Source organism: Deinococcus cellulosilyticus NBRC 106333 = KACC 11606, assembly GCF_007990775.1.
Taxonomy (GTDB): domain Bacteria; phylum Deinococcota; class Deinococci; order Deinococcales; family Deinococcaceae; genus Deinococcus_C; species Deinococcus_C cellulosilyticus.
In genome coordinates, this window is sequence record NZ_BJXB01000010.1 from 153,929 (window position 1) to 169,266 (window position 15,338).

The following is a 15,338-nucleotide window of genomic DNA, read 5'->3' on the forward strand; positions in this document are numbered from 1 at the left end:
TGTGTGTTCTTACAGCTTCTGACAGGGTGTTCAGACAAATTGTGACCAATTTGTCCTCAATCACTTAACGCTGAAGCTTGCCTGAGAGACTGAGAATGGTGTGTAATGACAAGGATACATGTAACGAAACTTAGCGCAGCCTGAAGCTGCCTTCAGAAGCCACGACACCTGATCAGGAGGTACAGTCTGCCTGTGACTTTTCCTGCCCACAGTCCAAGCTCCATTTGCTGACCCCCTGAAGCGCTTTTGCCTGGCCCCGGTAAAGCGCCTCCCCCAAAGGAACCGCATGAAGAAACTGAAACTGCTGAGTTGTGCCCTGCTCCTCACCGGGTGCTTCCAGAACAACGCCCCCAACCCTGTGCCCCCAACCCGCCCCAGACGGGTGGCCCCACCCTTTACGAGCTGACCTTCACCGATGCCAACTCCAAAAACCCAAAAGTGGAGATCAATGCCTACAAGCAGACCGCGAGCGGTTACCAGAAAACCGCACTCACCGATGCCAATGGCAGTTTCACCCTGCAGCGTCTGGGCGTGGAATCGTTCAGCGTGGACAGCACCAAAAAGCGCCACCTGAAAGCCCGTTACAAGATCACCAACACTTCTGGAAAGGCCATCGAGAACATCGCTTTCATCCCTGTCGATACCGACGACGACGGCAACCCCTCCAACAACGGAGGCAACACCCCCACGGTCGGCAACACCCCCATCAAGAGCCTCCGGTACTTCGATGGCAGTGACGCCTCCAGCAAGGCCAGCAACATCACCCTGATGCGTGGTCAGAGTTACGACATCAACACGGATTCCACCAGTGCCGACCCCACCGCCACCCCATTTCTGACCGGACTCAATGTCAGTGGCATCACCCCCACCGCACCCACAGGCATGGTGATCGCAGAAGTCAAGAATTACGGCTGGCAGGTGCCTGGCGTGCTGCCCATCGGCGGATCGGTGAACGTCACCCTGGGGGCCAGTTACGACATGGCAGTGGACGGAGATGGCAAGTTCACCCCCCAGAACGACCCGTATTCCTTCTCGATCCTGTTCGTGTTCAGCGAGGAGGTGACCACCTCAGGGATCACCCGCATCCATGACATTCAGGGGGCCACCGCCAGTGGAGATGCCGCCAGTCCACTTGCAGGAAACACCGTCACCATTGATGGCATTGTCACCACGGACCTGCAGCAGGCCAGTGAACTGGGTGGGTTCTAAGTGCAGGAAGAGACCGCAGACCAGGACAGCGATCCCACCACCAGTGAGGGCATCTTCGTGAAGTGCGACACCACCTGCCTGAGCATCAATGCTGGAGACCGTGTGCGGGTCACGGGCATGGTGGATGAAGTGGGGGAGACCCTGCAAGAAACCCACCTGACCAGCATCAGCAGTGCTGTGGTGATGCGCACCGGCCAGACCCTGCCTGCCGCCACAAACGTGACGCTCTCTGCCAGTGGCACCAACTGGGAGCAGTACGAAGGCATGCGCATCCACGTGACTGGCGTGGTGACCGACACCGCCAACCTGGGACGCGGAGGCCTGGTGACCCTTGCCGACACCCGCACCCCATACTTCACTGAAAACAACGCCCCCAATGCCACCGGTTATGCCAGTTTCCTCAGCGACAGCCTGAAACGCAGCCTGATTGTGGACGATGGCTCCCTGAACGAGCACCCTTCCACCCTGTTCGGGCGGGGCAACGCTGCCCTTTCCACCAGCAACCCCCTGCGCAGTGGAGACAGTGCCGACGTGACCGGGGTGCTGGGCTTCAGTGACAGCGGATGGGCAGGCACCGATGCCTACCGCCTGCATGCCACCCAGGCCGGTGCCACCTTCACGGGCGCTGCACGCCCCTCCGTGCCTGATGTGGGCACCTCCACCCTCAAAGTGGCCTCCTTCAGCCTCGGTGAGTACGCCAATGGAGACGGGGCTGGCAGTGGCTTCTCTGGCACCTTTGGGGCCAGCAATGACACCGAACACCAGCAGCAGAAAGCCAAAGTGGTGGAAGCCCTCGCTGGACTGAATGCAGATGTGATCAGCCTGACTGGACTTGAAAACCCGGACTCCAGCACACCCACAGCACTGAAAGACCTGCAGGACAGTCTGAATGCCCGCACCCCCAGTGTGGGCACCAATGCACTCATCCAGGGCAGCGGTGTGGGCTTCCTGTACCGTCCTTCCATCCTCACCGTGGAGGGGAGTGCAGCCGGCCCGACCAGTGGGGTGCAGGCACTTGCCCAGACCTTCCGGGAAAATGCCACCCTGGGCACCTTCACCGCTGTGGTCACCCAGTTTACCGGACGGGACACAGCGTGTGGGGGTGGGGATGATCTGAGTGATGGTCAGGGCAATTGCGCCCAGACCCGCCTGGGTCAGACCCAGGATCTGCTGAACTGGCTGATCACCAATCCCACGGGCACCGTTGACGAGGATGCCCTGATTCTGGGCGATTTCAACGCCCACAGAAACGAAAATGCCATTCAAATCCTGCAGGCCGGCGCAAGCGCCGCAGAAAACACCGATGACCTTGTGGATGTGCTGACCGCTGGAGCATACACCAGTGTGGAAGGTGGCTTCACCGGCCTGCTCGACCATGCGTTTGTGAGCCCCTCTCTTTCCGCCCAGGTCAGCGGGCATGGGGTGTGGCACATCAACGCAGACGAGCCTTCAGTGTTCGATTACAACACTGAAAACAAACCTGCAGGTGTGTACGCAGCAGACGCTTACCGCTCCAGCCCCCGTGACCCCATCCTGATCGGGCTGAACCTGGCTGCCAGCAACCTTGCCCCCTCTGACATCGCCCTGAGCGGGAACAGCTTCCCCGAGAACGCAGCTTCCGGAACGGTCGGCACCCTCAGCAGCACCGACCGGAACCCCTCCGACACCCACACCTACACCCTGGTGTCGGGCAGTGGAGACACCGACAACGCCAGTTTCCAGATAGTGGGCAACAACCTGAACTTTGCGGTCAGTGCGAACTTTGAGACCAAAAACAGCTACAGTGTGCGCATCCGCAGCACCGACAGTGGGTCCCCTGCCCAGGTGTTCGAGAAGACGTTCACCATCAACGTCACGGATGTGAATGAGGCCCCCACCAGCATTGCCCTCAGCAGTGAGAGCATCAACGAGAACGTCTCGGCAGGCACCGAAGTGGGCACCCTCAGCACCACCGATGTGGACGCAGGGGACACCCACACCTACACCCTGGTGTCCGGTTACGGGGACAATGCAGCGTTCACCATCACCGGAAACAGCCTCACCATCAACGGCTCCCCGGACTACGAGACCCAACCCAGTTACAGCATCCGGGTGAGGAGTGAGGACGCAGGTGGGCTTTTCACCACCAGAGACCTCACCATCACCATCAACAATGTGGCAGAAAATGCCGCACCCAGTGACATCACCCTGACTGGCACCACCCTGGCCGAGAACAGCCCGGCGGGCAGTGGGGTGGGCACCATCGGGGGAACCGACCCCAACTCAGACCCCCTGACCTTCAGCCTGGGTGCAGGTGTCGGAGACGATGACAACGGCAGTTTCACGGTGGATGGCACCAGCCTGAAATTCAATGGGGTGCCGGACTTTGAAAACCAGAGCCAGTACAAAGTGCGTCTGGAAGCCACGGATGGTTCACTCACCTACGCTGAGGCTTTCACCATCACCATCACCGATGTGAATGAAGCGCCCGTGCAGCTTGTTCTGGGCAACAACGAAGTGGCAGAAAACCAGCCTGCTGGAACGACCGTGGCGACCCTCTACAGCGTCGATCAGGACAGCGGAAGCACCTTCACCTACAGCCTGGTGAGCGGACCAGGGTCTGACGACAACAGCAGCTTCCAGATTTCTGGTGACCAGTTGCAAACCAATGCCAGTTTCAACTTTGAGGGCAAAAGCAGCTACTCCTTCCGGTTGCGCACCACCGACGCTGGGGGCCTCTTTGCTGAACAGGCCTTCACCGTGAACGTCACCAACGCCAACGATGCCCCCACAGCTGTGTCCCTCGGGAACACCAGCGTGGCGGAAAATCAGCCTGCTGGAACGACCGTGGGGAGCCTCAGCAGCACCGATCAGGACATCGGCGACTCCTTCTCTTACAGTCTGGTGAGTGGAGCAGGGGACACCGACAACGGCAGTTTCTCCATCATCGGGGACCAGTTGCAGACCACCGAGGCCTTCAACTTCGAGCTGAAAGACACCTTCTCCATCCGGGTGCGCACCACCGATGCTGCCGGGCTCACTGCCGAGCAGGCCATCACGGTGACTGTCACCAACGAAAATGAGCCGCCTGTGGATCTTGAGCTTTCCAGCGAGAACGTCAACGAGAACAGTGCTGCAAACACCGTGGTGGCGAACCTCAGCGGACTGGACCCCGAGAACAACATTGCGTCTTTCAGCATTGTCTCGCAGGAGCATGCCGGGGCTTTCAAGGTCTCTGGCAGCCAGCTCCAGGTGGATGATGGCAGCCAACTCAATTACGAGGGGGACGACACCCACGACCTGACCCTCCGGGTGACCGACAGTGGTGGCCTGTATTACGAGAAGAACGTCAGCATCACCATCAACGATGTGAACGAAGCCCCTGTTGCAAACACCGACAGCGGGTACCAGACCATCGGGAACACCACCATGCACGTGCAGAAAATCAGCACTTCAGACATGTACGTCACCGATGGTGGTGCCTTGCTGCTGGCCAACGACACCGACCCGGATGGAGACCCGCTGGTTGTGAAATCGGTGAATTCTGCTTCCGGGGCCAGCGTGTCCTTTGATGCTGCAACCGGAGCGTTCCATTACACCCCGGCTCCGGGCTTCACCGGAAGTGACTCTTTCACCTATGTGGTGGAAGACACCCACGTCATCGGAGGGGTGACCAGTCACCTGCAGTCCACCGGAACGGTGAACGTGACCGTGGCCGGGAAGGTGTGGTATGTCAATGCAACTGCACCCGCAGGTGGGAATGGCACGTCCATCGCTCCTCTGCAGTCAGTGGCCACGGCAGCGGCCCAGAGCAACAGCAGTGGAGCCACCATCTACGTGTACAATGGTTCTTATGGCACCACACCTGTGGCCCTCAGCAACACCAACCAGAAACTGATCGGCCAGGGAGTGGCTTTTGGCCTCTCTGACATCTCAGGTGCTCCCAGTGTGACCTTCAATGGCAAAGCCGCCGGGTTTGCTCCCACCTTTGGCAGGGTTTCGGGCAGCAATCTCGGAGCGCTGGAAATCCGTGGAGCAAACGTCACCCCGGCCAGTGGAAACACCGGGATTGACATTTCCTCAAGCACGGGCACCAACAGCCTGAGCCTGAAAAACACCACGGTGAGTGGGGCCACCACCGCGTTGAACCTCAACAGAACCGGAGGCATCCTGACCCTCTCGGCCCTGGAGACGGTGACCCTGGGCGGAAACAATGGTCTGGCCTTCACGGGTGTGGACCTTGGGGGCATCACCAGCAGCAACCTCACGGTGAATGCCAGCAACGGGACGGCCATCGGTCTGACGAACACCTCGAACAGCTGGACCCTGCCGAACACAGCCACCATCAGTCGCACATCAGGCAGCACCCCGCTGTTCAGTGTCAGTGGAGGGAGCTCGACCATCACGGTGGCCCCGAACCTCACCAACAGTGGAACCGGCAGGTCGGTGAGCATCAGCAGTGCCACAGGCACGGTGACCTTCAACGGGAACATCACCGACAACGGGTCCGGGATTTACCTGAACAGTGCTGGAACGGTGACGTTCAGTGGACAGCTTGCCCTGAGCACCGGAACCAGCACGGCTTTCAATGCCATCAACGGCGGCATGGCGACGGCCACCAGCACCCAGAGCACCATTTCCACCACCACCGGCACCGCAGTGAACGTGCAGAACACCACCATTGGCAGTGGTGGCCTGAAATTCAAAAGCATCAATGTGGGCACAGGTGGCACGGGTCCCGCCAATGCCATTGTGCTGGACGGCACTGGAAGCCAGGGCGGCCTCTCGGTGGTGGGAGCCGCAGGGGTGGCCACCTCCGGTGGAACCCTCAACAAAACCACCGGAACTGCTGTCCTGGTCAACAATGCTGTCAACCTGGATCTGAATTACATCAAGATTTTCGCTCCAAATGGCAGTGGTGTGCTGGCCACCAATCTGGGCGGAACCAGCACCCTGAACAACAGCGTGGTGGATTACAACAGCACCACCATTGGAGGGGCTTATGCCTACCGTGTCGTGAACACCGACACCAACTCCACCATCACCTTTGATGGAACCACCTTCCAGAACAAGATGGATGGGGCCACCTCCGTGAGCCTTTCCACCATGGGAAATTCGGTGGTCACCTTCAATGTAAAAGACAGCAACACCAGTGACGCTTTTGAAAGCAAGTACACCAACCTGTTCGGCAGTGGCATTGTGGTGGGTGCAGCAGACGCCCTCGGCTCTACCGCAAAAGTGTACTTCAATGTCTCCAACACCAAATTTGTCAATGCCCCTTCCAACGGGCTCAACAATCTGGAGATGGGTGTAGGGGGCAACGGCACCCTGGTGCCCAACATCAACAACAACCAGTTCGACCGGGTGGCCCTGCCACTGGCCACCGTCGGGGTCATCAATGCGAATGCCGTCTTCAATGGACGGTACGGTGATGGCACCACCCCTGCCACCTTCCAGAACAACACCGTCAGCAACATCCGCAGTGGTGCTGGACCCACTTATGCTTACGATCCTGCAGGCACCAACGGTTATGTGGGCCTGCGCATGGCCATCGACAACGATGTCACCGGCATCAACCACAAAATCAAGATCCTGAACAACACGTTCACCAACATTGCCCGTCAGGGAATGCTCATCTCGGCCCGCAACAACGCCAATGACGTGAACGTGCTGATCGAAGGGAACACCATTGGCACCCAGGCAAATCCTGTGGGCACCCCCTCTTCCCGTCGGGCCCTGGATTTGGAAACCCAGACCGCTGCTGTGCTGAAGGTGCACGTCAACAACAACCCCAGCATCTGGGGAGGCTCCAACACTGCCAACTCTGCACTGGCGATCCGTGCCACCAACGCTTCCAGCAACCTGCAGGCGACGGTTACAGGCAACACCATTGGCAACCCCAGCACAGGAACCACTGTGGGCCGTTTCAAGGCTGAAACCGTCACGGGGGGTTCGGCCACCCTCTGTCTGGACCTCCGCAACAACGTTCTGGAAGACAGCAGCAAAATCTTTGAGCTGTCCCAGGCAGGTGGAGCCCTCAACCGCAATGCCTCAGGCAACACCGGCACCATTTCGGTGATTATGGGCAGTGTGGGCACCGTGGCCAGTTGCACCCTGCCCAGCCTCTAAGCTCTTTCGCAACAGAGCAGGCCAGTGACCCCTGGCCTGCTTTTTGCTGCATTGAAAATGCAGGGAAAGGCGACCGATGTTCTGGCCCTCATGATGATTGAGACTGTGGTGCAGTTTCAGGCAGTGCACTGTCAGGAAGCAGGGTTTTCAGGGCCTGCATGAAGTGACGCACCGCCGGGAGCCTGAGCCCACCGGACCTCACAGCCAGTCGGATGGTGCGGCCCAGGGGCAGGGCCAGCGGCAGCATGCGTGTTCCAGGTGGCACAAAATCAATCGCCAGCCTGGGGTTGAGGCACCACCCGAGCTGCTGGGCGACCATGCTGTACATGGTGAAGTCGTCCTGCACCTGCAGAACCTCTTTCGGGACAAGTCCATGCCCGTCAAGGTACTGCAGGATGCGTCCGGCGCAGTGCTCGCAGCGGGAGAGGATCAGGGGGTGCTGCAGCAAATGCTGCGGGTGGAACACCTCACCTGCACCCCAGCCTTCTGGAAGGAGGGCCACGTAAGGGTCTTCCATCACCACCCAGGACAGGAACGCCAGATAGTCATGGTCCGGGATGAACGCGAGGTCTGCACTGCCGTCTTCGAGGGGTTTGAGGAGGCTGATCGGCTCGCAGGTGGTGCTTTCCAGCAACTGGAGTTGCAACTCCGGGTGGAGGGGCCTGAGGTGCCGCATCAGGGGAGGGATCACCTGACTGGCCATGCTGCGGAAAGTGCAGATGACAAGTTGCCCCTGCACCTTCCCTTTGTACAGGGCCACCTGCTGCTCCAGGCCTTCAGCAGCACTGAGCACCGCCCGGGCGTGCACCACCACTTCCTGGCCGATCCCGGTGAGCCTGGCCCCGAAGCGGCCCCGCTCGATCAGGGTGCATTCCAGGTGGGCTTCCAGTGCCGAGAGGGAACCACTCACCGAGGACTGGGACATGCCAAGCTGCAACGCTGCCTCTGAAAAACTGCCGGTTTCCGCGATGGCCAGCAGGCATCTCAACTGGGTGAGCTTCATGGGTTCAAGTGTAAGACCTTGAGTCGGATTTTCAGGACGGATGGATCACAGGTCAGCAGGGTTTTTGCCCTCTGACCTGTTCTCACCTGAGAAGATGGGTTTCAGTCGATCTGCAGGAGTGCCCGGTCCGGTTTGAAGCTGCGAATCTGTGCCCACACGTCTTCCACGTTGGAGGCCAGAATCACCACCAGGTCTCCGGTGCGGGCCATTTCCAGTGCGGCGGTCACGGCAGCCGATTCAGGCTGGATGCTCTGGATGTGTTTTTTGCCCAGTCCGGCCTCGCGTGCCCCTTTTGCCACCAGTTGTGGACCCTCACCGACCTCCCGGCCTCGCCTTTCATCGTCTTTGACGATCAGTTCATTGAAGATGCTTCCCGCGATGCGCCCGAGCTCCACGAGGTCCTCGTCCCGGCGGTCTCCGGTGCCGCTGAGCACCCCGATCACCCGGCGGTGTTTTTCCCTGAGGCCCTCAACGAGCCTGCCAATGTGGGTGAGGCCTGCAGGGTTGTGGGCGTAGTCCATCAGCACCGTGAAGGGATGCTCGTAGAAGAAATTCATGCGGCCCGGGTTCTCCTCGAAGGAGGGGTGGAAGCTGCGCAGGGCTGCGGCCACCGTTTCCGGGCTCACCTGGCAGGCAATCCCGATGGCTGCAGCTGCGAGGCTGTTTTCGATGTTGAATTCGGCCAGTCCGCCCATGGTGGCGGGAATGTCCTGCACGGCAATCAGGGGGGTGCGTTCCCCATCCTGGTACAGCAGCACCCAGCCCTGCTGTTGCTGGGCCTGACTGGCCGTTCCCGGGCCGACCTCCAGCAGTTGCCCGTACACCAGTGCCGTGCCCCCTTCCTGCACGTGCTTTGCCACCAGCGGATTGGCGAGGCCCTGCCTGGAAAACCAGATCAATGTGCCTTCTCCGGTGTTTTGCATCTGTGCGGTGAGGGGATCATCGGCGTTCAGCACCCGGTACCCGTCTTTGCGCACCGCCTCAATCACGGTGCCTTTCACCCGCGCAAGGTCCTCGATGGTGTTCACGTCTCCGATGCCGAGGTGGTCTTCTGCGATGTTGAGGAGGGCTCCAACGGTGCAGTTCTCGAAGGCCAGACCTTCCCTGAGGAGCCCTCCACGGGCGGTTTCCAGCACAGCGAAGTCCACTTCCGGGTCCATCAGGACGGTGCGTGCACTTCTCGGTCCGGTGGTGTCCCCTCTGTCGATGCGGTGCCCCCCGATGTAGATGCCGTTGGAGGTGGTGAGGCCCACGCAGTGCCCGGCGAGGCGCATGATGTGCCCGACCATGCGGGTGGTGGTGCTCTTGCCGTTCGTTCCAGTGATCGCCACAATGGGCAGCTGGTTGGGTCGCCCCGGTGGAAACAGCATGTCCAGCACGTGTTTCGCTACATTGCGGGCCTTGCCCTGGCTGGGGTGCAGGTGCATGCGGAAGCCCGGCCCGGCGTTCACCTCGATGATGCCCCCTCCGGTTTCCAGAATGGATTGGGTGACATCCGGGCACACCAGGTCCATCCCGGCAATGTCGAGGCCCACCGCCCGGGCGGCACGCTCGCAGATCAGGCGGTTCTCCGGGTGGATTTCGTCGGTGCGGTCAATGGCGGTTCCACCGGTGGAGATGTTGGCGGTGTCCCTGAGGTACACGGTTTTGCCCTGCTCTGGAACGGACTGCAGGTTCAGACCGTTTTGCTCAAGCAGGTGCAACAGGGCGTCATCTTTCTTGATGCGGGTGAGGGTCTTCTCATGGCCTTCACCCCGTCTGGGGTCCTGGTTCACCTGATCGATCAGCTGGTCGATGGTGTGAATGCCGTCCCCGACCACATGGGCCGGAACCCGCTCGGCCACCGCGACAAGGCGGCCACCGACCACCAGTACCCGGTGATCCCGGCCTTCAAACTGCTGCTCCAGGATGACCGCCGACCCATGCTGTTTTGCCAGTTCAAAGGCTCTGGTCACCGCCTCTGTGTCCATCAGGTGCAGGGTGATGCCCCTGCCGTGGTTGCCGTCCAGTGGTTTGCACACCAGTGGGTACCCGAGGTCCCCGGCGGCCTCCAGGGCCTCTTCCAGCGAATAGACCACTTTTCCTCTGGGGACAGGCACGCTGGATTTCTCCAGCAACTGCTTGGTGAGGTCCTTGTCGCTGGCATTTTCTGCTGCGAGGCTTGAAGTGCGGGAGGTCACCCCGGATGCGGTGCTGGTGCCTGCCGTATCCGAGTTGCACCAGGCTCTGGTCGTCCAGGCGCATCCACGGAATGCCCCGGTTCCGGGCTTCATCCACCAGGGAACGGGTGGTGGGGCCCAGCCCGTAACGCCGGAAGATGCGGTTCAGCACCCGGATGTCCCCCTCCACATCCAGAGGGTCATCAAATTCGGCTCGGGGGGAGACGTCGCTGGGAATCAGACGGCTGCTCCCCCGAATGCCCTGGAATTCTGCTGGAAGCAGGTGGTGCACCATGCGCAGGGCAAACCACCCGGCCAGCAGACCCAGGCGTTCTTCCGCGTACGGGTACAGCACATGGCTGGCGGTGCTGCTGGGCAGGGGAGGACGGATGGGGGCAAGCTGCACCTGACTCCCTGCCAGGCACTGCAGTTCCATGGCCAGCACCTGCAAAAGCTGGGTGATGGGCATGCCCTGCTGAAGTTGCTGCACCAGTCCTCCAGGGGTGCCACTCGCTCCCGGGTGCTGTTGCAGTGAAGGCAGCAGGCTCAAGAGTTTTGCCACAAAACCCGGAAGGCTGTGGGTGGTGCTGGAAGCCAGCGGACCGAGGTCCAGTTTGATGTGGATCATGGGGGTCTTGCCATACAGGTGGGGACCCCGGTACACATGGCGTCCCAGTACTTTGATGGTTTCTCTGGGTTCAGAATTCAGGTTGTCCATGGGGCTCCTTGAGGTTGAAATGAGGTGTCCGCCCGCCCGCAACAGGTCGTGTCTCATGGACAGGGGTTGCAGCACACAGGGATCGGGCAAGTCGGTTCAAACCCATTATTGGACCGAGCAGCAGGTCAATATGTAGCAGAAGCTGACTTGCAAATTAAGACGTGCATCAGCATGAATTCAGTTGCCTTTGCATTCCTTGCACTGGCCTGTGATTTCCTGTTTACTGAAGGCTCTCATTCACTCACACCTTCAAAAGGGCTGGAGGAAAAATCCTCCAGCCCTTTTCATCAGGAACCCCCCAGAAAGGACCGCAGACTTGAAGCCACATTCTGAGCATGCTGCAGGTTCACAGGCCACGCCCACACCTCCACCCGGTCAGGCAGCACAAAAGGCCCGAGCACTTCCGTGAAATGCTCGTTTCTGGGGTAGAGCAATATCACCCTCTTTTGTTCTTGATTCTGAAGGTGGGTCTGCGCGTAAGCGAACATCTGGTAGAGGTCGGACTGAGAAATTCCGTAGTGGTTGCGGGTGTCCTTGCTGTCCAGGCGCTTCCATTTGGTGTCCAGAATCACCTGCTCGTGCCCCCGGGAAATCAGCACGTCTGGCCTGAGCTGGAAAATGGGCCTCTCCTGCAAGGTCGCAAGGTGCTTTGAGGAAACCTGCGCCTGAATGCGCCACCCGTAGAGTTGACCCTTCAGGAGGTGCAGCACGTACTGTTCGTACACGTCCTGCATCGGGAAGAGCAAAGAGAAGAAAGAAGCCGCACCGAGTGTGGCAAAGGGGCTCTGTTGCCTGAGGATCATCTCGGTGGTGCCTTTGATCGGCTGGTAGTGGGTGCTGTTGCGGTCCGTGGCCCACTTCCTGAGTTCGTCTTCAAGGTTTCTGGCAGGGGAGACCCCTTCAAAGGCAAAGAGCAATTCTCTGGTGAGCCGGGCATTTTCGGCGTCCCGGGTGTTCCGGACCACGTGCAGGAGGGCAGACTGTATCAGGCGGTTCTCGGCCCGGTCCCTGTCAAACTCCTGATACTCCACAGCAAACCGGTGCTTTAAAACGCTGTTCTCCCGGATCTGCCTGCTCACATCCAGCCTGCCTTTCAGGGACAGCAGGTGGTCCTGGTGGTCGGTGTAATGGCGGATCAGGCCGCGCCGCACCACCTCCGACACCTCCAGCAGGTACCTGCGGAAAAATGCCTCATGAAACGGCACTTTTGCGGTTTCCACACTGGCATTCACACTGGTCTGGGTGCCTGGAAGAATCCCCACCGTGACCAGCATCCTGAGGAGCAAAGCCCGCTCCTCTGCTGAATTCCCCCCCTCTCCCAGCTGCACTTTTGGCAGGATTTCCAGGGTGAAGTCCGGTGCCGAAATCACCCCCACGAAATTGCCCACCTTGAAGACCTCCCGGCCCCCCAGAAACGTCAGGGTGAAAGGCATGAAGGTGTTGGGGACATTTTCCAGATAAAACTGTTTGAGGCGGTCAAAAACCTGAGCAGGCAGGCTTTTCCCAGGACCGGACCCCCGGTGGATCACCTCATGCTCGTGCACCGTGAAGAGCATCACAGCCCCTGAAAAAGGTGGTCTGGCAGGGAACTGTAGATTTTCTGGTAGGCGCTCACGTTCCTGAAAGCCTCGGGGTTCACCCGGTATATGGCCCTCGGGCGGCTCTGGGGCACCCACAGGGTGGTTTCCTCCTCACTGACCTCCAGCACGAATTGCTCGTCTGTGCGGGAGGTCTGGTCGTCAGCGAGCACCATGCGAATCCTGCCCCAGTCCTCAAAGAAGTACTCTTCCAGTAAAGGCAGAATGCGGTCTTGCATGATGGAAGCGAGGGTGTTCAGGGTCGGGTTTTCATGCAGGGGCATCAGGTAGGCGTGCCCGATGGTGTGGTCCCGGTCAAAGAGCACCTCAATTCGACGGTTGATGGCATGCAGCATGCGCCTCACATTCACCCCCGCACAATCCTGAGGCAGCACCTCTGGTCTGGGGGGAAGTTCCCGGAATTCAAAACGCCTGCGCAGGGCAATGTCCATCTGGGTGAGGCTGCGGTCTGCGGTGTTCATGGTGCCGATGATGTGCAGGTTACCCGGTACTGCGAAGTCCTCTTTCGAGTAGGGAAGCCGCACCGTGAGCTGTTCTGCAGCCCCAAGCCGCTTTGAAGGCTCAAGCAGGGTGATCAGTTCCCCGAAAATGCGCGAGATGTTTCCCCTGTTGATTTCATCGATGACCAGCACGCAGGAAGGGGCATGAGGTGCAGCCTCTGTTGATTCAGGGATGGGGGTTGAGACGCCCAGGAACCGGGAGAGCACCATGTACGGTGTGACTTTGGTGGACAGGTAAGGGTTGAGGGTGAAGGTGTTGAAGTTTCCTCCATACTCTTCAAAAAAGGATTCCTGCCTTCCTTTGAACAGCCAGCGAACTGGAAGTACATGCTGATAATCCTGGTGGACAAGCCCTGGAGGGTGGGCATCAAAATGATAGGGTCCTCTGACCACCCCCACAGCATCCACCAGTGCGCCACCTGAAGAAAGCACCATCAGGGTTCCTTCTGGAAGGGTGGAGAGGTTTCGCAGGATGTGCTGTCTGCTTTTCAGTTCTTGCAGTTGTTCTTCCTGTTTTGGAGTGGGGTGGCGCAAATCACCCACGTGCCCGAAATGCACCCGCACCTCGTTGTGGTCCAGGCAGTAACTGAGGGTGGGTCCATCCTGAATGCTGATCTTCCAGAGGGTCTTTTGCAGATCAATCCCTTGCTCAAGGGCGTAAGCTTCCACTTCAGGAGATGTGCCCTGGGTTGCTGCAGATTCTGGAGCAGGCTGTGCCTGAGGCTCATCCACAATGAGCAGATCCAGTGCCCTCTGGGAGAGGGTCTTGAAGATCCCATCCCGCACCACATACCTGACCTGTCCATCCTCGGTGGTCTCGGCCCGGATGCCCTCCACGAAATCCTCGTAGGTGAAGCTCTGGTGGAAGGTGACGAATTCCACCCGACCTGCAGACCTCAGGCCCTCGAAAACCTGCACTTTCTGGACCCGTGGGCTGTTCAGGTGCTCTGGGGACAGGAGTTTCAGCACCTCATCCACCACGCCATAGGTTTTGCCTGTGCCCGGAGGACCGTAAAGGATCAGGTTGGTGGCAGGACCTGCAGGTGCGACGCGGATTTTCTTCACAGGTGGTTTTTCTGCTGCAACAGGTTTTTTGAGTTCCGGTGCGTGCTTCCAGGCCAGGGCCATCAGTTCAAAGGGTTTCAGACCAGTGCGCTCCATGAGTGCCTGTGTGAACACCCTCCAGCTCTGGAAGTCAAAGGTTTCTGGGACGTTCACCCCGTAACGGGCAGCGAGGCGTTCGATGTACACGTTGAGGGGCAGGTACACCTCGGGGTTCATGAAGTAGCACGCCACCGTGGCCTTGTTGAACACAGGAATGTGCTGCTGAAGGGCATGGAATTGTTCCTCGGACAGAGCACCATTCCGGGCTGCTTTGAAGAGGGTCCGTCCCAGTTCCAGGATGAACCCGGTGTCCTGTTCTCCAGTGTAATACTGACCTGCATCAAGTTTTGCCCCAAAGTAATGGGTGGGGGTGGGTGCTTCCATCTGCAGCAGGAAGTGGATGCCCTGAATGCTCTTTTCCCGGTGCCTGGGAAGGTAGGGGGCGGCACACAGGGCAACGAGGTTCAAGGGCTCAGTCTGGGGAATCAACAGGCGCTGCAACTCATGAAGCACCTGCGGGTCCAGATCGGGATTTTCGAGGGCTTTCAGGTAAGCCCGGTGGAAGTGAATCCAGTCCGCATCCTGCGCTTCGAGCAGCAAAGATTTCTGGCGGATGCGGAAAGTGCCCCGGTCGGTTCTCTCGAGCACATCTTTCATGTGCTCATAAAGGTGTGCTGTGAGGGTGGGCCTCTGGTAGGTCGTTCCCTGGTCCTGAAGGTACTTGAGGATCTCCTGGGCAGTGGCCGTGGGTGGGTCCCGGTCTGCAGTGAGGGCAGTGATGGCATTGAGGATTTCTTGCCTTGCAGTCATGAATTCCGTCCTTTTTTGAGGGTCAGTTTACCGCATGTCTCGGGTTCAACGACAAACCCGGGGAAAGCAAAGCCCCAGCGTTCTGTTGTAAAAATCCCTGGTTTCTCTCTTCCCTCCACGCTACACCAG

Annotated in this window: 6 protein-coding genes and 1 pseudogene; 2 read left to right on the forward strand and 5 right to left on the reverse strand. The window is 59.3% G+C overall.

Annotated elements, in window-relative coordinates:
- Window positions 1-309 precede the first annotated feature (309 nt).
- Together DC3_RS12620 and DC3_RS12625 are read left to right on the forward strand one after the other, a co-directional pair.
- Entirely contained in the window at window positions 310-1,209 is a 900-nt protein-coding gene (locus DC3_RS12620) for a hypothetical protein (RefSeq protein WP_146884805.1), read from the forward strand.
- Window positions 1,210-7,317, forward strand: coding sequence for an ExeM/NucH family extracellular endonuclease (locus DC3_RS12625; RefSeq protein WP_146884807.1), 6,108 nt, complete (start codon window positions 1,210-1,212; stop codon window positions 7,315-7,317).
- Between the two features lie 88 nt (window positions 7,318-7,405).
- Here DC3_RS12625 and DC3_RS12630 read toward each other — a convergent pair whose 3' ends face one another.
- The 5 genes and pseudogenes from DC3_RS12630 to DC3_RS12645 form a co-directional block, all read right to left on the reverse strand.
- Window positions 7,406-8,320 (reverse strand): LysR family transcriptional regulator, encoded by a 915-nt coding sequence (locus tag DC3_RS12630; protein WP_146884809.1) that lies wholly within the window; start codon window positions 8,318-8,320, stop codon window positions 7,406-7,408.
- Between the two features lie 101 nt (window positions 8,321-8,421).
- Window positions 8,422-10,593 (reverse strand): cyanophycin synthetase, encoded by a 2,172-nt coding sequence (cphA, locus tag DC3_RS12635; RefSeq protein WP_246130652.1) that lies wholly within the window; start codon window positions 10,591-10,593, stop codon window positions 8,422-8,424.
- 223 nt (window positions 10,594-10,816) lie between these two features.
- Window positions 10,817-11,254 (reverse strand): annotated as a pseudogene (locus tag DC3_RS29770) (cyanophycin synthetase family protein); the annotation flags it as partial.
- 230 nt (window positions 11,255-11,484) lie between these two features.
- Window positions 11,485-12,753: an McrC family protein gene (locus tag DC3_RS12640; protein ID WP_146884811.1), complete on the reverse strand. Its 1,269-nt coding sequence runs from the start codon at window positions 12,751-12,753 to the stop codon at window positions 11,485-11,487.
- Entirely contained in the window at window positions 12,753-15,209 is a 2,457-nt protein-coding gene (locus tag DC3_RS12645) for an AAA family ATPase (RefSeq protein ID WP_186816005.1), read from the reverse strand. Before DC3_RS12645 ends, DC3_RS12640 begins: the two co-directional genes overlap by 1 nt.
- Between the last annotated feature and the right edge of the window lie 129 nt (window positions 15,210-15,338).

Bases quoted from the DNA above. Each gene is read 5' to 3' on its own strand.
- DC3_RS12630 (WP_146884809.1), bottom strand. From the start codon at position 8,320: ATGAAGCTCACCCAGTTGAGATGCCTGCTGGCCATCGCGGAAACCGGC.
- cphA (WP_246130652.1), bottom strand. From the start codon at position 10,593: ATGAAGCCCGGAACCGGGGCATTCCGTGGATGCGCCTGGACGACCAGA.
- DC3_RS12640 (WP_146884811.1), bottom strand. From the start codon at position 12,753: ATGCTCTTCACGGTGCACGAGCATGAGGTGATCCACCGGGGGTCCGGT.
- DC3_RS12645 (WP_186816005.1), bottom strand. From the start codon at position 15,209: ATGACTGCAAGGCAAGAAATCCTCAATGCCATCACTGCCCTCACTGCA.